We start from the raw sequence: 20,064 nt of genomic DNA, 5'->3' as shown, positions 1-20,064 counted from the left end.
GCGCGGGCGTGTGGCCACCGATCAGGCGGCCACGGCCGCGAGGCCGGCGAGTTTAAGCGATCGCCACCCCGGACGACCTGCCCTGGATCAGTCCAGCGCCCAGTCCACGCAGCTCAGTTCGTCCGCCCGCTCGGGCCGCGACAGCTGCATGCGCAGGCGCACCGGCTGGCCATGCGACCAGGCCAGCACGCCCGCCTGGCCGAATTCGCGCGCCAGCAGGTCCAGGCCCATCTCGCCGACATCGAACAGCAGCCAGCCCGGCTCGCGCCACTGCCCGTCGCTGGAGTAGCCCTGCGCCGGCTGGCGCGCGATGCCGGCCGCATCCAGTCGCGCGACCAGGGCAGCGTTGGCCGATTCGTTGGCCGCGTCCGAATGCGGGATGGACGCCGGGTTCCAGGCGGTGATGAGGGCGTAGCTGCGCGCCGGCAGGTAGGCCTCCAGGTCGCTGGCGGGGCGGCCCACACGCAGGGGCAGGGCGTCGCCGTCCATCACGACGGCGTATTCGGCCCCCGCGTAGGCGGCGGCCAGTTCCAGGGCGTCGACGATCCGCAGCGCGCGCATGTGGGAGTCTCCAGTCCGGTCCATGACAGTGAAGTCATTAGGCCGCAGAAGCACGATTCCTTACACTCCGGATTTTCCCCCATGACCGCCCCCTCGATGACCCCGGAAACCAAGCTCCCCAAGGTCGGTACGACCATCTTCACCGTCATGTCGCAGCTGGCGATGGAGCACGGCGCGGTGAACCTGGGGCAGGGCTTCCCGGATTTCGATGTCCCGCAGCGGCTGGTCCAGGCCCTGGACCGTGCCATGCGCGAGGGCAAGAACCAGTACGCGCCGATGACCGGCATCCCCGCACTGCGCCAGGCCATCGCCGCCAAGACCGAGCGCTGCTACGGCCACCGGCCCGACGCCGACACCGAGGTCACCGTCACCTCCGGCGCCAGCGAGGCGATCTTCGCCGCGGTGCTGGCCGTGGTCCGCCCGGGCGACGAGGTCATCGTCCTGGACCCCTGCTACGACTGCTACGAACCGGCCATCGACCTGGCCGGCGGCCGCGCCGTGCACGTGCCGCTGGATCCGGCCACCTTCGCCCCCGACTGGGCCGCCATCCGCGCCGCGGTGTCGCCGCGCACGCGGATGCTGATGATCAACTCGCCGCACAACCCGTCCGGCGCCATGTTCACCCGCCAGGACATCGAGCAGCTCACCGAGCTGCTGGAAGGCACCCACATGTGGCTGCTGTCCGACGAGGTCTACGAGCACATCGTCTTCGACGGCGCCCGCCATGAATCGGTGCTGCGCTACCCGCAGCTGCGCCAGCGGGCCTTCGTGGTGTCCAGCTTCGGCAAGACCTACCACTGCACCGGCTGGAAGGTCGGCTACTGCATCGCCCCGCCGGCGCTTTCCACCGAGTTCCGCAAGGTCCACCAGTACAACACCTTCTGCACGTTCGCCCCGGCGCAATGGGCCTTCGCCGAAATGATCGAGGCCGAGCCGGCCCACTACGACGAGCTGGGCGCCTTCTACCAGGCCAAGCGCGACCACTTCCGCGAGCAGCTGCTGACCACGCGCCTGCGGCCGCTGCCCGTGCCGGGCGGCTATTTCCAGCTGGTGGACTACTCCGACGTCAGCGACCTGGACGACGTCGCCTTCTGCCGCTGGCTGACGGTGGAAAAGGGCGTGGCTGCGATCCCGCTGTCGCCGTTCTACGAGTCCGCGCCGGCCGGCCAGCGCCTGGCGCGGCTGTGCTTCGCCAAGAACGCGCAGACCCTGGACGCGGCGATCGAGCGGCTGCAGAAGCTCTGATCATCGCGGTTCGCGTTGCCGCTCCCACATTCCACCTGCGCGAGCCCGCGTGGCTCCGGACCTAGCCATGACCCGCATCGACACCCGCTTCGCCCGTCTCAAAGCGCAGGGCCGCAAGGCGCTGGTGCCGTTCTTCACCGCGGGCGATCCCTCGCTGGAAGCCACCGTGCCGGTGATGCACGCACTGGCGGCCGCCGGCGCGGACGTGATCGAACTGGGCGTGCCGTTTTCCGACCCGATGGCCGACGGTCCGACCATCCAGCGCAGCTCCGAACGCGCGCTGGCCCGCGGGGCCGGCCTGGGTTTCGTGCTCGACAGCGTGCGCGCGTTCCGCCGCGATGACGCCGATACGCCCGTGGTGCTGATGGGCTACCTCAACCCGATCGAGATCCGCGGCGCCCAGCGGTTTGCCCGCGAGGCGGTCGAGGCGGGCGTGGACGGCGTGCTGCTCGTCGACCTGCCGCCGGAAGAAGCCGGCGAGTTCCGCCAGGCCTTCGCCGAGCACGGCTTGGCGCTGATCCTGCTGGCTTCGCCGACCACCACCGACGACCGCCTGGACCTGCTGTGCGGGCAGGCGAGCGGCTATCTCTACTACGTCAGCTTTGCCGGCGTGACCGGCGCCGACCACCTGGACACGGCCGCCGCCACAGGCCGCCTGGAAGCCATCCGTGCCCGCAGCCGGGTACCGGTCGCGGCCGGGTTCGGGATCAAGGACGCCGCCTCGGCGAAGGCCATGGCCGCCCAGGCCGACGGGGTGGTCGTCGGCAGCGCCCTGGTGGCCGCGCTGGACGGCGCAGCGGACCCGGTGGCCCGGGCCGGCGAATTCCTGCGGGAGTTGCGGCAGGCGCTGGACGCCTGATTTCCCCGCGCCGGGCACTGGCTGATCGCTTCGGGGCAGCCGCGCCCTGGGCTTCGCCCGGATTGCCGGTCTGCTCTGACCGCTCGACGCTCCCCGGCGGTCATGGCCCCGGACCTTGAATTCCGCGACGTTTGCCACACTTTCCCCTCACGATCGCCGAGGAGCGGGTTTTCCCCGTGTCGCGGTAAACTGGTCGTTCGCCATCAAGGCCTGAACAGGGGTAGACGCAACACATGTCCTGGCTGAAGAAACTCATGCCGTCCGGCATCCGCACCGATTCGGCCACGGCCAAGCGGCGCAGCGTCCCGGAGGGGCTGTGGGAGAAGTGCGATCGCTGCGGCGTGGTGCTGTACCGGCCCGAGCTCGAGGAAAACCTCGAGGTCTGCCCGAAGTGCAGCTTCCACATGCCCATCCGGGCCCGCGCCCGCCTGAAGGCGCTGTTCGATGCCGACAGCATGAGCGAGATCGGCGCCGAGCTGGGCCCGACGGACGTGCTGAAGTTCAAGGACCAGAAGCGCTATTCCGACCGCATCAAGGCCGCGCAGAAGTCCACCGGCGAGCGCGACGCGCTGATCGCCATGCAGGGCACGCTCAAGGGCCGCGACCTGGTCGCCGCCTCGTTCGACTTTGCCTACATGGGCGGCTCGATGGGCTCGGTTGTGGGCGAGCGTTTTGCCCGCGGCGCCGAACGCGCGTTGGAAGTGGGTTGCCCGTTCGTGTGCTTCTCCGCCAGCGGCGGCGCGCGCATGCAGGAAAGCCTGTTCTCGCTGATGCAGATGGCCAAGACCTCGGCCGCCCTGGGCCGCCTGCGGGCCAAGGGTCTGCCCTACATCTCGGTCATGACCCACCCCACCACCGGCGGCGTGTCGGCGTCCTTCGCGATGCTGGGCGACATCAACATCGCCGAACCGGAGGCGCTGATCGGCTTCGCCGGCCCGCGCGTGATCGAACAGACCGTGCGCGAGAAATTGCCGGAAGGCTTCCAGCGTTCGGAGTTCCTGGTCGACCACGGCGCCGTGGACCAGATCTGCGACCGCCGCGAACTGCGCGATCGCCTGGCGCACCTGCTGGCGATGATGATGCGGCAGCCGGCGCCACCGGAAGACGTGGAAGCGGCGTGAGGCCTGCGGTGAAGCGGGGACAGGGAGCAGGGAGCGTGGAAGCGGCGTGGTCTGCTGAAGATCCTCCCGGACCGTGCTTCCCGCAGTCCCGCGTCCCCCGCTTGCGCGTTTCCGTGTTCCCCGTTCCCTCCCGCCTTTGGTTCGCCCGCCCATGACCCGCAAATACTTCGGCACCGACGGCATCCGCGGCCGCGTGGGCGAGGGCCCGATCTCGGCCGACTTCGTCCTGCGCCTGGGCAACGCCTACGGCTACGCGCTGCACCGCGCCTACGAGGGCCTGCGCGACTGGCGCAAGCCGCACGTGATCATCGGCAAGGACACGCGGATCTCGAACTACATGTTCGAGGCGGCGCTGGAAGCCGGGCTGGTGGCCGCCGGCGTGGACGTGGAGCTGATGGGCCCGATGCCGACGCCGGCCGTGGCCCACCTCACCCGCTCGATGCGCGCCGACGGCGGCATCGTGATCTCCGCCTCGCACAACCCGCATTACGACAACGGCATCAAGTTCTTCTCCGCCCACGGCGAGAAGCTCGACGACGCCACCGAACTGGCCATCGAGAGCGCGCTGGAGCAGCCCTTCAGCACCGTGGCGTCCGAGCGGCTGGGCAAGGCCGTGCGCACGCGCGACGCGCTGGGCCGCTACATCGAGGCCTGCAAGAATTCCGTGCCGCACGGGTTCGACCTGGGCGGCATGCGCATCGTGATGGACTGCGCCAACGGCGCCACCTACCAGCTCGGTCCGCTGGTACTGCGCGAACTGGGCGCGCGCGTGGACGCGATCGGTGTCGATCCCAACGGCTTGAACATCAATGACGGCGTCGGCTCGACCCACCCCGAAGCGCTGGCGCAGCGCGTGCGCGAAACCGGCGCCGACCTGGGCATCGCCTTCGACGGCGACGGCGACCGGGTGATGTTCGTCGACGGCGAGGGCCGGGTACGCGACGGCGACGACCTGCTCTACGTGCTGGCGCGGGACTGGAAGCAGACCGGCCGCCTGGCCGGGCCCGTGGTCGGCACGCTGATGACCAACTTCGGCCTCGAGCAGGCGCTCGAGCGCGACGGCATCGGCTTCGTGCGCGCCAAGGTCGGCGACCGCTACGTGCACCAGCAGCTGGTCGCCCACGGCGGCGTCCTGGGCGGGGAGGCCTCGGGCCACATGCTGTGCCTGGACCGTACCGGTACCGGCGACGGCATCGTCAGCGCGCTGCAGGTGCTCGAAGTATTGCGCCGCCGCGGCATCGGCCTGGGCGAAGCCCTGCAAGGCCTGGACCGCGTGCCGCAGAAGACCGTCAACGTGCGCTATGCCGTGGGTGCGGTGCAGCCGGCCGAAGCGCCTTCGGTGCTGGCCGCGCTGAACGCCGCGCAGGCCGCCGTGGCCGGCCGCGGCCGCGCCTTCCTGCGTCCTTCCGGCACCGAGCCGGTGGTCCGCGTGACCGTCGAGGCCGATGACGACGCCCTGATGCAGAACACGCTGGACGCGCTGGCCCAGGCCGTGCGCGACGCGGCGCAATGATTTTTCCCAACGCAACCGGCATTACGAAAGAGAACCCCATGGCGTCGCAGATCCCGACCCTCGACATCCGCCGTTTCACCCATCCGTCCAGCCGCGCCGACCGTGAGGCCTTCATCGCCGAACTGGGCGCGGCCTATCGCGAATGGGGCTTTGCCGGCATCCGCCACCATGGCATCGGGCAGTCGCTGATCGACGGTTCCTACGATGTGTTCAAGCAGTTCTTCGCGCTGCCCGACGAGACCAAGCGCAAGTACCACGTCGCCGGCGGCGGCGGTGCACGCGGCTACACGCCGTTCGGCATCGAGACGGCGAAGGATTCCAAGTACTTCGACCTCAAGGAGTTCTGGCACGTCGGGCGCGAGATCCCGCGGGATTCGAAGTACGCCGACGTGATGCCGCCCAACCTGTGGCCGACGGAAGTCCCGCATTTCCGCGAGATGGCCTACGGCCTGTACGACGCGCTGGACCACCTGGGTTCGCAGGTGCTGGCGGCGCTGGCGCTGCACATCGGCTTGCCGGAGGACTACTTCGCCGACAAGACCGACTCGGGAAACTCGATCCTGCGGCCGATCCACTACCCGCCGATCACCGCCGACGACATTCCCAATGTCCGCGCCGGCGCGCATGAGGACATCAACCTGATCACGTTGCTGGTCGGTGCGAGCTCGGAAGGCCTGGAAGTGAAGTCGCGCAAGGGCGACTGGGTGCCGTTCACCGCCGATGCCGACACCATCGTGGTCAACATCGGCGACATGCTGCAGCGCCTGACCAACCACGTGTACCCGTCGACGACGCATCGCGTGGTCAACCCGCCGGGCGAAAAGGCACGCCTGCCGCGCTACTCGACGCCCTTTTTCCTGCATCCCAACCCCGACTTCCTGATCGACGTGCTGCCTTCGTGCATCACGCCGGACAATCCCAGCCGCTATCCGGAGCCGATCACCGCGCACGGCTACCTGGAAGAGCGCCTGGCGGAAATCAAGCTGAAGTAGGCCTTTCCCGGCCGCCGCGCGCGCCGCCATGCGGGACAACCGTGCCTGGCGGCATGTTCGGCGGCGCACCGCTCCTCGCCGCGCAGGACCACTGATAAACTGCGCGCCCTTCGAACCCCACCGGGACCGCCCCATGCGCCGCAAGATCGCTGCCGGAAACTGGAAGCTGCATGGCAACCGCGCCTTTGCCCGCGAGCTGCTCGACGCGCTGATCGCGGCGCCGGCCGCCCCTGGCGTGGAGCGGATCATCCTGCCGCCGCTGACCTACCTGGGCGAGCTGGTGGATCGCTACGGCGACAAGGGGCTCCAGTTCGGCGCGCAGGACGTCAGCGCCAACCAGAAGGGCGCCTACACGGGCGAGGTGTCGGCCGCCATGCTGGTCGACGTGGGGGCCAAATACGGCCTGGTGGGCCATTCGGAACGCCGCCAGTACCACCGCGAGACCAGCGAGCTGGTCGCCCGGAAGTTCTTCGCCGCCAAGGAGGCGGGGCTGACGCCGATCCTGTGCATCGGCGAGACCCTGCGCGAGCGCGACAACGGACAGACCTCCTGGCGCATTCAGGAACAACTGGCCCCGGTGTTCGAGCAGGGCGGGGCGCAGGCGTTCGACGGAGCCATCCTGGCCTACGAGCCGGTATGGGCCATCGGCACCGGCAAAACCGCCACGCCGGAGCAGGCGCAGGAGGTCCACGCATTCATCCGTGGCGAAATCGCCCAGCACGATGCTAGAATCGCTGGCTTGCTGCCCATCCTGTATGGCGGCAGTGTCAACGCCGACAACGCCGCTGCGCTGTTTTCCCAGCCCGACGTCGATGGCGGCCTGATCGGCGGAGCCTCCCTGGTGGCCGCCTACTTCAATGCCATTACCGCTGCGGCGGCATAACTTCGAGTTCCCAAGCGATGATGTTGTTCCTCAACGTTATCTACGTGCTGATCGCAATCGCGATGATCGCGCTGATCCTGATGCAGCGCGGCGCTGGCGCCCAGGCCGGTTCCGGCTTCGGCAGCGGTGCGTCCGGCACGGTGTTCGGCGCGCGCGGCGCGTCGAACTTCCTGTCCAAGTCCACCAAGTGGCTGGCCATCGCGTTTTTCACCATCAGCCTCTTCATGGCCTGGCAGGCCAGCGTGGGCAACCGCCCGCAGGCCGGCGCCAAGCCCGCCGGTGGCCTGATGTCGGAAATCCCGGCCGCTCCGGCGCAGCCGGCGAGCGGTTCGGCCGTGCCTTCGGCACCGGCCACGGCGCCCGCAGCCGCGCCCGCAGTCCCGGCGAGCGCGCCGGCGACGGTGCCTTCGGCCCCGGTCGGTGAAGGCGCTCCCGCCCCCGCGGCGCAACCGGCTCCGGCTTCCCAGGACGCTCCGGCGACGACGCCCCCGCAGGGCTGACGGCGCAAACGCGGTACCATTAGCAGTCTTTTCCAGCCCGGCACGGATGTCGGGTGACGGGCAGCGCCGACGCGTCGGCGGGGTCCGCAGGCAGTCCCGGTCTTCACGAACGGGAAGGCCGCCAGGATGGCTACAGAGTTTCAGCCCAGGTGGCGGAATTGGTAGACGCACTACCTTGAGGTGGTAGCGACTTAGGTCGTGGGGGTTCGAGTCCCCCCTTGGGCACCAAAAAAACCGACAGGAGTGAGTGGAGAGGAGTAAGAAAAGAGAAAGAGCGGAACATCTGTTCGTGCTTCCTCTCTTTTCCTACTGCTCTTCACTCGCTCCTTGCTTTTGAGCCAAAGCGCAGGTTCAAGGCGGTAGGTCGAAAGATCGGGGCGGGGCCTTGCCTCTCCTTGCTTTCACGCCTCTCCGCTCACGCCTGCCTTCAAGCGAGAGAACGCGAGTGCTGGCCGAATACCTGCCGACCCTGCTGTTCCTGATCGTCGCCGGCGGCATCGGCGTCGCCCTGCTGGTAGTGGGCCGTCTGCTCGGTCCGCAGCGCCCTACTGTCGAGAAGCTGTCGCCCTACGAGTGCGGTTTTGCCGCGTTCGAAGACGCGCGCATGCAGTTCGACGTGCGCTACTACCTCATCGCCATCCTGTTCATCGTCTTCGACCTGGAAATCGCCTTCGTCTTCCCCTGGGCGCTGGTGTTCCGGGAGCTGGGCGTGTTCGGCCTGGTGGAGATGGGCGTGTTCCTCGCGCTGCTGGTGATCGGTTTCGTCTACGTCTGGAAGAAGGGCGCGCTGGAATGGGAGTGAGTCTGTGAGCATTCTTCAGACTGTTTCGGGCCTGATGCACAACCCGCTGCCGGAAGGGCGGCTCGACGACCTGCTGCTGCCCGAGGACCAGAACCCGGTGATGCAGCAGGGCTTCGTCACCACCAACCTCGACACCCTGTGGAACTGGGCGCGCACCGGCTCGATGTGGCCGATGACCTTCGGCCTGGCCTGCTGCGCCGTCGAGATGATGCACGCCGGCGCCGCGCGCCTGGACCTGGACCGTTACGGCGTGGTGTTCCGTCCGTCGCCGCGCCAGTCCGACGTGATGATCGTGGCCGGTACCCTGGTCAACAAGATGGCCCCGGCGCTGCGCAAGGTCTACGACCAGATGCCCGACCCGAAGTGGGTCATCTCGATGGGCAGCTGCGCGAACGGCGGCGGTTATTACCACTATTCCTACGCGGTGGTCCGCGGTTGCGACCGCATCGTGCCGGTCGACATCTACGTGCCGGGCTGCCCGCCGACGGCCGAGGCGCTGGTCTACGGCATCCTGCAGCTGCAGAAGAAGATCCGTCGCGGCACCAATTTCGGCGACAACAAGCAGGGCGTGCGCTGACATGGTCGCCACTTCCAGCAACATGTCCGTTTCCGACCTGGTCGCGCGCCTGCAGGCGCGCTTCGGCGATGCCGCCGTCACGGTCGCCCAGCCGCGCGGCGAGGTGACCCTCGAGGTCGCCCCCGACCAGTGGCTAGCGGCCGCCAACGCGCTGCACGACGATTTCGGTTTCGAGCAGTGCGTGGACGTCAGCGGCGTCGACTACCTGAGCTTCGGCAGCGACGAATGGGACACCGACGTGTCCTCCGAGGGCTTCTCCCGCGGCGTGGAAGGCAAGGGCGCCGGCCGCTTCGCCTGGGGGCGAATCGCCCAACGGCGTCGCCGCAACGCCCCAGCGCCGGTTTGCCGCCGTCGCCCACCTGCTGTCCTACCAGCACAACCAGCGCGTTCGCCTGCGCACGTTCGCCGCCGACGACGAGCTCCCGGTCGTGGCGTCGCTGACGTCGGTGTGGCCGGGTGTGAACTGGTTCGAACGCGAAGCCTTCGACCTGTACGGCATCGTCTTCGAAGGCCATCCCGACCTGCGCCGGATCCTGACCGACTACGGCTTCGTCGGTTACCCGTTCCGCAAGGACTTCCCGCTGATCGGCAACGTCGAAGTGCGCTATGACGCCGAAAAGAAGCGCGTGGTGTACGAACCGGTCTCGATCGAGCCGCGCGTGCTCGTGCCGCGCGTGATCCGCGACGACGCGCGCTACGAGACCGCGGCGGGCGAGACGGCCCAGCGCAACGAGGTGAAGAAGTGAGCAGCACTGCCTCCGACATGCGCGCCACCAGCCTGCACAGGGACTCGGCCGGCTCGGGCGTGCTCAACGCCGAGATCCGCAACTACACGCTGAACTTCGGCCCGCAGCATCCGGCCGCGCACGGCGTGCTGCGCCTCATCCTCGAGATGGACGGCGAGATCGTCCAGCGCGCCGACCCGCATATCGGCCTGCTGCACCGCGGCACCGAGAAGCTGGCCGAATCCAAGCCGTTCAACCAGTCGATCGGTTACATGGATCGCCTGGATTACGTCTCGATGATGTGCAACGAGCACGCCTACGTGCTGGCCATCGAACGACTGCTGGGCATCCAGGCGCCGGAACGCGCGCAGTGGATCCGCACGATGTTCGACGAGATCACGCGCATCCTGAACCACCTGATGTGGGTGGGCTCCAACGCGCTGGACCTCGGCGCGATGGCCGTGTTCCTGTACGCGTTCCGCGAGCGCGAGGAGCTGATGGACTGCTACGAAGCGGTCTCCGGCGCGCGCATGCATGCGACCTACTACCGCCCGGGCGGCGTGTACCGCGACCTGCCCGAGCGCATGTCCAAGTACAAGGAATCGCCCTGGAAGAAGGGCGCGCAGCTCAAGCGCTTCAACGAATGGCGCGAAGGTTCGCTGCTGGACTACCTGGAGCGCTTCACGGAAGACTTCCCCAAGCGCGTCGACGAGTACGAGACGCTGCTGACCGACAACCGCATCTGGAAGCAGCGCACCGTCGGCATCGGCGTGGTGACGCCGGAGCAGGCGCTGGCGTGGGGCATGACCGGCCCGATGATCCGCGGCTCGGGCATTGCCTGGGACCTGCGCAAGAAGCAGCCCTACGCCAAGTACGCCGAGGTCGACTTCGACATCCCGGTGGGCGTGGGCGGCGACTGCTACGACCGTTACCTGGTCCGCGTCGAGGAGATGCGCCAGTCCAACCGCATCATCCAGCAGTGCGTGAAGTGGCTGAAGGCCAATCCCGGCCCCGTGATCGTCGACAACTTCAAGGTCGCGCCGCCGCGCCGTGAAGAGATGAAGGACGACATGGAAGCCCTGATCCACCACTTCAAGCTCTTCTCCGAAGGTTATTGCGTCCCCGCCGGCGAGACCTACGCCGCGGTCGAAGCGCCCAAGGGCGAGTTCGGCTGCTACCTGGTGTCCGACGGCGCCAACAAGCCGTTCCGCGTGAAGCTGCGCGCGCCGGGCTTCGCGCACCTGTCGTCCATGGATGAGATCGTCAAGGGCCACATGCTGGCCGACGTGGTGGCGATGATCGGCACCTACGACATCGTGTTTGGTGAGATCGATCGATGAAAGCCACTGGCAATTTCGAAAACGCGCGCAACGTCGACCCGCTGGTCGTGCTCAGCGACAAGACGCGCGCCCACATCGACCACTGGCTGACCAAGTTCCCGCCGGACCGCAAGCGCTCGGCCGTGCTGCAGGGCCTGCATGCCGCACAGGAACAGAACGGCGGCTGGCTGAGCGACGAACTGATCGCCGCGGTGGCCAAGTACCTGGACCTGCCGCCGGTGTGGGCCTACGAGGTCGCCTCGTTCTACTCGATGTTCGAGACCCAGCAGGTCGGCCGCCACAACGTCGCCTTCTGCACCAACATCAGCTGCTGGCTCAACGGCGCCGAGGACCTGGTCGCGCACGCCGAGAAGAAGCTCGGCTGCCGCCTGGGCGAGTCCACCGCCGACGGGCGCATCTATCTCAAGCGCGAGGAAGAGTGCGTGGCCGCCTGCTGCGGCGCCCCGGTCGTGGTGATCAACGGCCACTACCACGAGAAGCTCGACGCCCAGCGCGTTGACGAGCTGCTCGACGAGCTCAAGTGAGGCCGGACGCGATGGCACACGAACATTCCGGCCCGGTCGGTCCTGCTCCGCAGGAGCACAGCGTCGTCTACACGACGCTGCACTTCGACAAGCCCTGGTCGTACGAGAACTACCTCAAGACCGGCGGCTACAGCGCCTGGCGCAAGATCCTGACCGAGAAGATGGATCCGGCCGCGGTCATCGAGATGGTCAAGCAGTCCGGCCTGCGCGGCCGTGGCGGCGCGGGCTTCCCGACCGGCCTGAAATGGAGTTTCATGCCCAAGGGCTCGGGCACGCAGAAGTACATCCTGTGCAACTCGGACGAATCCGAGCCGGGCACCGCCAAGGACCGCGACATCCTGCGCTACAACCCGCACTCGGTGATCGAGGGCATGGCGATCGCCTGCTACGCCACCGGTTCGACCGTGGCCTACAACTACCTGCGCGGCGAGTTCCACCACGAGCCCTTCGAGCACCTGGAAGAAGCCCTGGCCGAGGCCTACAAGAACGGCTGGCTGGGCAAGGACATCCTGGGTTCGGGCGTGGACGTCGACATGTACAACGCGCTCGGCGCGGGCGCCTACATCTGCGGCGAAGAAACCGCACTGATGGAGTCGCTGGAAGGCAAGAAGGGCCAGCCGCGCTACAAGCCGCCGTTCCCGGCCAACTTCGGCCTGTACGGCAAGCCGACCACGATCAACAACACCGAGACCTACGCCTCGGTGCCGGCGATCATCCGCAACGGCGCGGAGTGGTTCCTCAACCTGGGCAAGCCCAACAACGGCGGCCCGAAGATCTTCTCGGTCTCCGGCCATGTCGCGCGTCCGGGCAACTATGAAATCCGCCTGGGGACCTCGTTCGCGGACCTGCTGCACCTGGCCGGCGGCATGCGCCATGGGCGGAAGATCAAGGGCGTGATCCCGGGTGGCTCCTCGATGCCGGTGCTGCCGGGCGAGGTGATGATGGCCCTGACGATGGACTACGACTCGATCCAGAAGGCCGGTTCCGGCCCTGGGTTCGGGCGCGGTCATCGTGATGGACGAGACCACCTGCATGGTGCGCGCCTGCCAGCGCATCGCGCGCTTCTACTTCAAGGAAAGCTGCGGCCAGTGCACGCCGTGCCGCGAAGGCACCGGCTGGATGTACCGCATGCTGACCCGCATCGTCGAGAAGACCGCGACGCTGGACGACCTGCACATGCTGCGCGCCGCGGCCGGCCAGATCGAAGGCCACACCATCTGCGCCTTCGGCGAAGCCGCCGCATGGCCGGTGCAGGGCTTCCTGCGCCATTTCTGGGATGAGTTCGAATACGCGATCGTGAATCGCCGCTTCCTGGTCGACGACCAGCGCGCCGGCACCGTCGTGGAAAAGGTCGCCGCATAACATGAGCGCACAGCCCATCAATCCGAATCTTCCGCCCGACCACGTCACCGTCTTCATCGACGGTGTCGAGTGCGCCGCGCCCAAGGGCTCGATGATCATCAGTGCGGCCGACAAGGCCGGCATCGCGATCCCGCGCTTCTGCTACCACGACAAGCTGAGCATCGCGGCCAACTGCCGCATGTGCCTGGTCGAAGTGGAGAAGATGCCCAAGCCCGCGCCGGCCTGCGCCACGCCGGTGATGGATGGCATGAAGGTCACCACGCGCAGCGAAAAAGGCCCTGAAGTCGCAGCGCAACGTGATGGAGTTCCTGCTGATCAACCATCCGCTCGACTGCCCGATCTGCGACCAGGGCGGCGAGTGCGAACTGCAGGACCTGTCGCTGGGCTACGGCCGCTCGGTCAGCCGCTTCGCCGAGCGCAAGCGCGTGGTGCCTGACGAGGACATCGGTCCGCTGGTCGCCACCGAGATGACCCGCTGCATCCAGTGCACGCGCTGCGTGCGCTTCACCGCGGAAGTCGCCGGCACGTATGAGCTGGGCGGCATGTACCGCGGCGAGAACCTGCAGATCGGCACCTACGACGGCAAGCCGCTGACCACCGAACTGTCCGGCAACGTCATCGACGTCTGCCCGGTGGGCGCGCTGACCAACAAGGTGTTCCAGTTCAAGGCGCGCCCGTGGGAGCTCACCGCCCGTGAATCGCTGGGCTACCACGACGCGCTGGGCAGCAACCTGTTCCTCCATGTTCGTCGCGGCGAAGTGCTGCGCACCGTCCCGCGCGAGAACGAAGCGGTCAACGAGTGCTGGCTGTCCGATCGCGACCGCTATTCGCACCAGGGCCTGTATGCGCAGGACCGCGCGACCCATCCGCTGATCCGGGACGGTGAAGACTTCCGCGAGGCCTCGTGGGAGGAAGCGCTGGCCAAGGCCGCGCACATCCTGCGCGAGAACGCCGCCGACAACCTGGGCGTGCTCGTCCACCCGGCCACCTCGAACGAGGAGGGCGCGCTGCTGGCCCGCCTGGCCCAGGCGCTGGGCACCGCCAACATCGACCACCGCATCGGTCAGCACGACCTCGCCGATGGCGCGGTCGCGCAGCCCTTTGCCATGCCGGTCGCCGAATTGGACAAGGCTGACGTCATCGTCATCGTCGGCAGCAACCTGCGCCACGAAGTGCCGCTGCTGCATGCCCGCGTTCGCAAGGCCTGGACGCGTGGCGCCAAGGTGCACGTGGTGAATCCGGTCGATTTCGACTTCGCATTCACCGCGGCGAGTGCGCGCATCGTCGCGCCGTCGCAGCTGGCCGGCGCCCTCGCCGACGCCGGCCTGCGCGAAGCACTCAAGGACGCCACCCGTGCGGTGGTGATCGTCGGCGGCGTCGCCGAGAACAGCGTGCACGCCTCGGCCATCCGCCAGGCCGCGGCCGACTTCGCACAGGCCACCAACGCCCGCGTCTGCCGCATCCCGCAGGGCGCCAACGCGGTGGGCCTGGCCCGCCACGGCGTGCTGCCCGGCACGCGCGGCGCGCAGGCCATGCTGGCGCAGCCGCGCTCGGCGTATGTCCTCTACGGCATCGAACCGGGCCTGGATTTCGCCGATACCGCCGCGGCCAACCAGGCGCTGAAGTCGGCGCAGGTCGTGGCCTTCAGCCACTACGCCTGCCGCTCCACGCGCGCGGTCGCCGACGTCATCCTGCCGATCGGCCTGCTGCCCGAGATCGACGCCACCCTGACCAACCTGGAAGGCCTGGACCAGGCCGCCATCGCCGGCGGCAAGCTGCCTGGCGACGCGCGTGCCGGCTGGCGCGTCCTGCGTGCACTGGGTGGTCAGCTGGGCGCCGATGGTTTCGAGTTCACCGACCTGGGGGGCCTGCGTGCCGGCCTGCAGCCGCGCGACGCGGCCGCGACCGCGGCCTCGACGGCGCCTGTCGCCGGCAACGAAGGCCTGGAGCTGGCGCTGAGCGTCGGTGTCTACCGCAGCGACGCCACCGTGCGCCGTGCCGCCAACCTGCAGTCCCATCCGCTCAACGCGCAGGCGCGCGCCATCCTGCATCCGGCCGACGCGCAGTCGCTGGGCCTGGAGGAGGGCATGGTCGGCAGGTTCACCGCCGCCGCCGGCACCGCGACGCTGCCCGTCGTGGTCAGCGACAAGGTCGCGCGCGGCGCGGTGTGGATCGAGACCGGCCACGGCGCGACCACGCCGCTGGGCGCCGGTCGCGTGCAGGCGGGGAGGGCGTGAGCATGGAATTCCTTGCCAATGGCGTGGATGGTTTCCGCGACTGGATGCTCGGCCTGGGCGTCGCCGGCAGCGTGGGCTGGATCATCCTGAAGATTCTGCTGATCGCCATGCCGGTGATCATCACCGTGGCGTTCTACGTGGTGTGGGAGCGCAAGCTGATCGGCTGGATGCATGTCCGCCGGGGGCCGATGTATGTCGGCCGCGGCGTGCTGCAGGCCTTCGCCGACGTGTTCAAGCTGCTGTTCAAGGAAGTCATCCAGCCCACGCGGGCCGCGCCCTTCCTGTTCAAGTTCGCGCCGTTGCTGGCGCTGGCGCCGGCCTTCGCGGCCTGGGCCGTCGTTCCCTTCGATGCGAAGCTGGTGCTGTCCAACGCCAACGCCGGCCTGCTGTACCTGCTGGCGATGACCTCGATGGGCGTGTACGGCATCATCCTCGCCGGCTGGGCTTCGAACTCGAAGTACGCGTTCTTGGGCGCCATGCGCGCCGCGGCGCAGATGGTGAGCTACGAGATCGCGATGGGCTTCGCGATGGTTGGCGTGCTGATCGCCGCCGGCAGCCTCAACCTGACCGACATCGTGATGGCGCAGGCCGGCAATGCCGGCGCCTTCGAATGGTTCATGTGGCCGCTGCTGCCGCTGTTCGTGGTGTATTTCATCTCCGGCGTCGCCGAGACCAACCGCGCGCCGTTCGACGTGGTGGAAGGCGAGTCGGAAATCGTGGCCGGCCACATGGTCGAGTATTCGGGGTCGGCGTTCGCGCTGTTCTTCCTGGCCGAATACGCGAACATGATCCTGATCAGCTTCCTGGTCTCGCTGTTCTTCGTCGGCGGCTGGCTGAGCCCGTTCGAGGGCCTGGGCATCCCGCTGCTGTCGGTCGACGGCTGGTGGTGGCTGCTGGTCAAGGTGTTCTTCTTCGCCAGCTGCTTCATCTGGTTCCGCGCCTCGTTCCCGCGCTACCGCTATGACCAGATCATGCGCCTGGGCTGGAAGGTGTTCATTCCGATCACCATCGCGTGGATCTGCGTCACTGCGCTGCTGGCGTACTACGAAGTGTTCCTGCCGAACGTCTGACCGGGAACGCCGAGAACCCTATGAACCGCATCGTTTCCTACTTCAAAAGCCTGCTGCTCATCGAGCTGCTGCAGGGCCTTGGGCTGACGCTCAAGTACCTGTTCAAGCCCAAGTACACGCTGATGTACCCGATGGAGAAGACGCCGCAGTCGCCGCGTTTCCGCGGCATCCACGCGCTGCGCCGCTATCCCAATGGCGAGGAGCGCTGCATCGCCTGCAAGCTGTGCGAGGCCGTGTGCCCCGCGCTGGCGATCACCATCGACTCGGAAAAGCGCGAGGACGGCACGCGCCGCACCACGCGTTACGACATCGACCTGTTCAAGTGCATCTTCTGCGGGTTCTGCGAGGAATCCTGCCCCGTCGACTCGATCGTGGAAACCCACATCCACGAGTACCACTTCGACAAGCGGGGCCAGAACATCGTGACCAAGACGCAGCTGCTGGCGATCGGAGACCGGCTCGAAGCCGAGATCGCCGAGCGCCGCGCCACCGACGCCGCGTTCCGCTGAGGCCGCCATGGACTTCGTGAAATTCGCCTTCCTGGCCTTCGCCGCCGTCGCCACCATGGCGGCCCTGGGCACGATCACCGTGCGCAACCCGGTCCACGCCGCGCTGTGCCTGGTGCTGACCTTCTTCTCCGTGGCCTGCACCTGGATAATCTCCGGCGCCGAGTTCCTGGGCATCGCCCTGGTGCTGGTCTACGTCGGCGCGGTGATGGTGCTGTTCCTGTTCGTGGTGATGATGCTCGACATCGACGTCGCGCCGCTGCGCGAGGGCTTCGTCCGCTACCTGCCGTTCGGCCTGATCGTGGCGGTGGTGATGCTGGCGCAGATGCTCACCCTGATCGGCGTCAAGGCGGCCATCACCGTGCCGTTCGCCGACGCGGGCAGCATCCCGAACACGAAATGGCTGGCGCAGGCGCTGTTCACCGATTTCATGCTGCCCTTCGAGGTCGCGGCGGTGATCCTGACCATCGCGGTGATCGCGGCCGTCATGCTTACCCTGCGCCGCCGCGTCGGCGCGCGCCACCAGGATCCGTCGGCCCAGGCCCGCGTGCGCGCCTCCGACCGCATCCGCATCGTCCAGATGGACGCCGTGAAGCCGCCGGCCCCGGCCGCCGGTGAGGAGACGCTGCCGTGACCCCTGAAAGCGTGATTGGAGGCGTGGCCCTGGGCCATTACCTCGCGCTGGGCGCCGTGATGTTCTGCATCAGCGTCGCCGGCATCGTGCTCAACCGGAAGAACGTGATCGTGCTGCTGATGTCGATCGAGCTGATGCTGCTCGCCGTCAACATCAACTTCGTCGCGTTCTCGCGCCAGCTGGGCGATCCCGCCGGGCAGGTGTTCGTGTTCTTCATCCTGACCGTGGCCGCCGCCGAATCGGCGATCGGCCTGGCGATCCTGGTCACGCTGTTCCGCAACCGACGCACGATCAACGTGGGCCAGATCGACACGCTGAAGGGCTGAGCCGCAAGGCCCGGCACGCACTTTCGCTCCACGACGGATGCGCGCCGGCAGCGGCGCGGCTGGTCGCAATGCAAGCATTGGAAAACCGATGGCACTGTCCAAAACCCATCTGCTGATCATCGTGCTCGCGCCCCTGCTGGGCGCGATCCTGGCCGGCCTGTTCGGCCGCCGCATCGGCCGCGTCGGCGCGCACAGCGTGACCATCGGCGGCGTGGCGGTGAGCTGCGCGCTGTCGATGTACGTGCTCTGGCAGCTGGTGTCCCAGGGCGCCGCGCCGTTCAACGAGAACGTCTACACCTGGTTCCAGGTGGCCGGGCTGGACGCGCATGTCGGCTTCATGATCGACAAGCTCAGCGCGATGATGATGGTCGTGGTGACCTTCGTCTCGCTGCTGGTGCACGTCTACACCATCGGCTACATGCACGAGGACCCGGGTTACCAGCGGTTCTTCAGCTACATCTCGCTGTTCACCTTCTCCATGCTCATGCTGGTGATGAGCAACAACTTCCTGCAGCTGTTCTTCGGCTGGGAAGCAGTGGGCCTGGTGTCGTACCTGCTGATCGGTTTCTGGTTCAAGCGTCCGACCGCGGTGTTCGCCAACCTCAAGGCCTTCCTGGTCAACCGCGTGGGCGACTTCGGCTTCCTGCTGGGCATCGCCGCCGTGCTGATGTTCTTCGGCTCGCTGGACTACGGCACCGTCTTCGCCAACGCGCCGACCATCGCCGGCAAGGACATGACCGTGTGGTCGGGCACGCTGGGCAGCCTCTCGCTGTCCTCGCCCTGGACGTGGTCCATCGCCACCACCATCTGCATCTGCCTGTTCATCGGCGCCATGGGCAAGTCGGCGCAGGTGCCGCTGCACGTGTGGCTGCCCGACTCGATGGAAGGCCCGACCCCGATCTCGGCGCTGATCCACGCCGCGACGATGGTGACCGCCGGCATCTTCATGGTCGCGCGCATGTCGCCGCTGTTCCAGATGAGCGAGACGGCGCTGAACTTCGTCCTGTTCATCGGCGCGACCACGGCCTTCTTCACCGGCCTGATCGGCATCGTGCAGAACGACATCAAGCGCGTCGTCGCGTACTCCACGCTGTCGCAGCTGGGCTACATGACCGTGGCGCTGGGCGTGTCGGCATACTCCGCCGCCGTCTTCCACCTGATGACCCACGCCTTCTTCAAGGCGCTGCTGTTCCTGGGCGCCGGCTCGGTGATCATCGGCATGCACCACGAGCAGGACATGCGCCGCATGGGCGGCCTGCGCAAGTACATGCCCATCACCTACATCACGATGGTGATCGGCACGCTGGCCCTGGTCGGCACGCCGTTCTTCAGCGGCTTCTACTCGAAGGACACGATCATCGAGGCCGCCGCGCACCACGCGCACGAGGCGCATAACTGGGTGGCCACGTACGGCTACTGGGCGGTGCTGCTGGGCGCCTTCGTGACCTCGTTCTACAGCTTCCGCCTGCTGTACATGACCTTCCACGGCAAGGAACACTTCCACGACCCGATTCCGGACCATTACGTCGCCCCGGAAGCGGACTCGACCGAGCACGAGCAGGCACTGGCGCACGAGCACCACGCACCGGCTGCCCATGACGTGCACGCCCATGGCGAGCACGGACACGACGACCACGCGCACGATGCGCATGGCCACGACGACCACGGCCACGCGCACACACCGCATGAGTCGCCGTGGGTGGTGACCCTGCCGCTGATCCTGCTGGCGATCCCCTCGATCGTGATCGGCTTCCTGACCATCGGCCCGATGCTGTTCGGCACCGACATGATGGGCCACCACCCGCAGCTGCCGTTCTTCCTGGGCGCGATCGACCTGGCCCCGGCCAAGGACACGATCGCCGCGGTGGGCAAGGAGGAGTGGCACGGCCCCATTGCGTTCGCACTGCACGGCTTCCAGGCACCGGCCTTCTGGCTGGCCTTCGGCGGCTTCGCCCTGGCGACCTTCCTGTACCTGCTCAGGCCGGGCCTGTCGGGCAAGATCCGCCGCACGCTGTCGCTGCCGGTGCGCGTGCTCGAAGAGAAGTACGGCATGGACGCGCTGTGGATCGGCGGCTTCGCCGGTGGCGGCGTGGCCGTCGGCCGCGCCTCGCGCTGGTTCGACACCTACATCGTCGATGGCCTGGTCAACGCCAGCGCCCGCGTCACCGAACTGTCGGCGGGCCTGGTGCGCCGCCTGCAGACCGGCTACCTCTACCACTATGCATTCGCGATGCTGCTCGGCCTGATCGCCCTGCTGGCCGTGCTCATTCGTTACTGGCGCTAAAGG

18 protein-coding genes, 1 tRNA gene and 3 pseudogenes are annotated in these 20,064 nt (G+C 67.7%); 21 read left to right on the top strand and 1 reads right to left on the bottom strand.

Features of this window, described 5'->3' with window-relative positions; translation table 11 throughout:
• Positions 1-87: 87 nt before the first annotated feature.
• The gene (locus I8J32_RS15565; protein ID WP_200613277.1) at positions 88-561 is read right to left on the bottom strand and encodes a DUF3293 domain-containing protein; all 474 of its coding nucleotides are present in this window, start codon (positions 559-561) and stop codon (positions 88-90) included.
• Between the two features lie 96 nt (positions 562-657).
• Here I8J32_RS15565 and I8J32_RS15560 point away from each other — a divergent pair, with 96 nt between their 5' ends.
• The 21 genes and pseudogenes from I8J32_RS15560 to nuoL all read left to right on the top strand — a co-directional run bounded on the left by I8J32_RS15560 (position 658) and on the right by nuoL (position 20,061).
• Positions 658-1,806: a pyridoxal phosphate-dependent aminotransferase gene (locus tag I8J32_RS15560; protein ID WP_200614419.1), complete on the top strand. Its 1,149-nt coding sequence runs from the start codon at positions 658-660 to the stop codon at positions 1,804-1,806.
• Between the two features lie 67 nt (positions 1,807-1,873).
• The gene (gene trpA / locus I8J32_RS15555) at positions 1,874-2,665 is read left to right on the top strand and encodes a tryptophan synthase subunit alpha (RefSeq protein WP_200613274.1); all 792 of its coding nucleotides are present in this window, start codon (positions 1,874-1,876) and stop codon (positions 2,663-2,665) included.
• 233 nt (positions 2,666-2,898) lie between these two features.
• Positions 2,899-3,786, top strand: coding sequence for an acetyl-CoA carboxylase, carboxyltransferase subunit beta (gene accD, locus I8J32_RS15550; protein ID WP_200613272.1), 888 nt, complete (start codon positions 2,899-2,901; stop codon positions 3,784-3,786).
• A 151-nt stretch (positions 3,787-3,937) separates the two neighbouring features.
• Complete coding sequence (gene glmM / locus I8J32_RS15545; RefSeq protein ID WP_200613269.1) at positions 3,938-5,299, top strand: phosphoglucosamine mutase; 1,362 nt, start codon at positions 3,938-3,940, stop codon at positions 5,297-5,299.
• Between the two features lie 38 nt (positions 5,300-5,337).
• Positions 5,338-6,291 (top strand): isopenicillin N synthase family dioxygenase, encoded by a 954-nt coding sequence (locus I8J32_RS15540; protein WP_200613266.1) that lies wholly within the window; start codon positions 5,338-5,340, stop codon positions 6,289-6,291.
• A 133-nt stretch (positions 6,292-6,424) separates the two neighbouring features.
• On the top strand, positions 6,425-7,174 hold the full coding sequence (tpiA, locus tag I8J32_RS15535) for a triose-phosphate isomerase (protein WP_200613263.1): 750 nt from the start codon (positions 6,425-6,427) through the stop codon (positions 7,172-7,174).
• Positions 7,175-7,191: 17 nt separating this feature from the next.
• Positions 7,192-7,674: a preprotein translocase subunit SecG gene (secG, locus tag I8J32_RS15530; protein WP_200613260.1), complete on the top strand. Its 483-nt coding sequence runs from the start codon at positions 7,192-7,194 to the stop codon at positions 7,672-7,674.
• Positions 7,675-7,817: 143 nt separating this feature from the next.
• Positions 7,818-7,902: transfer RNA gene (locus I8J32_RS15525), tRNA-Leu, on the top strand.
• Between the two features lie 217 nt (positions 7,903-8,119).
• Entirely contained in the window at positions 8,120-8,476 is a 357-nt protein-coding gene (locus tag I8J32_RS15520; RefSeq protein ID WP_200613257.1) for an NADH-quinone oxidoreductase subunit A, read from the top strand.
• Between the two features lie 34 nt (positions 8,477-8,510).
• Positions 8,511-9,053: a NuoB/complex I 20 kDa subunit family protein gene (locus I8J32_RS15515; protein WP_407061037.1), complete on the top strand. Its 543-nt coding sequence runs from the start codon at positions 8,511-8,513 to the stop codon at positions 9,051-9,053.
• A 22-nt stretch (positions 9,054-9,075) separates the two neighbouring features.
• Positions 9,076-9,799 (top strand): annotated as a pseudogene (locus tag I8J32_RS15510) (NADH-quinone oxidoreductase subunit C).
• A 17-nt stretch (positions 9,800-9,816) separates the two neighbouring features.
• A complete protein-coding gene (locus tag I8J32_RS15505; RefSeq protein WP_200614418.1) occupies positions 9,817-11,118 on the top strand; it encodes an NADH-quinone oxidoreductase subunit D in 1,302 nt (433 codons plus the stop codon).
• Complete coding sequence (nuoE, locus tag I8J32_RS15500) at positions 11,115-11,642, top strand: NADH-quinone oxidoreductase subunit NuoE (protein ID WP_200613248.1); 528 nt, start codon at positions 11,115-11,117, stop codon at positions 11,640-11,642. Before I8J32_RS15505 ends, nuoE begins: the two co-directional genes overlap by 4 nt.
• Before the next feature lie 11 nt (positions 11,643-11,653).
• A pseudogene (gene nuoF, locus I8J32_RS15495) lies at positions 11,654-13,004 on the top strand (NADH-quinone oxidoreductase subunit NuoF).
• Position 13,005: 1 nt separating this feature from the next.
• Positions 13,006-15,035, top strand: a pseudogene (gene nuoG, locus I8J32_RS15490) (NADH-quinone oxidoreductase subunit NuoG); the annotation flags it as partial.
• Positions 15,011-15,241, top strand: coding sequence for a molybdopterin dinucleotide binding domain-containing protein (locus I8J32_RS18160; RefSeq protein ID WP_407061036.1), 231 nt, complete (start codon positions 15,011-15,013; stop codon positions 15,239-15,241). The pseudogene nuoG and the gene I8J32_RS18160, both read left to right, overlap by 25 nt.
• A 2-nt stretch (positions 15,242-15,243) precedes the next feature.
• Positions 15,244-16,311 (top strand): NADH-quinone oxidoreductase subunit NuoH, encoded by a 1,068-nt coding sequence (gene nuoH / locus I8J32_RS15485; protein WP_207526668.1) that lies wholly within the window; start codon positions 15,244-15,246, stop codon positions 16,309-16,311.
• Positions 16,312-16,331: 20 nt separating this feature from the next.
• Entirely contained in the window at positions 16,332-16,820 is a 489-nt protein-coding gene (gene nuoI / locus I8J32_RS15480) for an NADH-quinone oxidoreductase subunit NuoI (RefSeq protein ID WP_200613239.1), read from the top strand.
• A 7-nt stretch (positions 16,821-16,827) separates the two neighbouring features.
• A complete protein-coding gene (locus tag I8J32_RS15475; RefSeq protein ID WP_200613237.1) occupies positions 16,828-17,451 on the top strand; it encodes an NADH-quinone oxidoreductase subunit J in 624 nt (207 codons plus the stop codon).
• A 59-nt stretch (positions 17,452-17,510) separates the two neighbouring features.
• On the top strand, positions 17,511-17,777 hold the full coding sequence (gene nuoK / locus I8J32_RS15470) for an NADH-quinone oxidoreductase subunit NuoK (RefSeq protein ID WP_245156530.1): 267 nt from the start codon (positions 17,511-17,513) through the stop codon (positions 17,775-17,777).
• 88 nt (positions 17,778-17,865) lie between these two features.
• Positions 17,866-20,061, top strand: coding sequence for an NADH-quinone oxidoreductase subunit L (nuoL, locus tag I8J32_RS15465; protein WP_200613235.1), 2,196 nt, complete (start codon positions 17,866-17,868; stop codon positions 20,059-20,061).
• The last annotated feature ends 3 nt before the right edge of the window (positions 20,062-20,064 follow it).

The organism is Lysobacter solisilvae, from assembly GCF_016613535.2.
In the GTDB taxonomy this organism is placed as follows: domain Bacteria; phylum Pseudomonadota; class Gammaproteobacteria; order Xanthomonadales; family Xanthomonadaceae; genus Agrilutibacter; species Agrilutibacter solisilvae.
The sequence above is the reverse complement of the archived record's forward strand: the minus strand, read 5'-3'. Positions and strand labels throughout refer to the sequence as shown.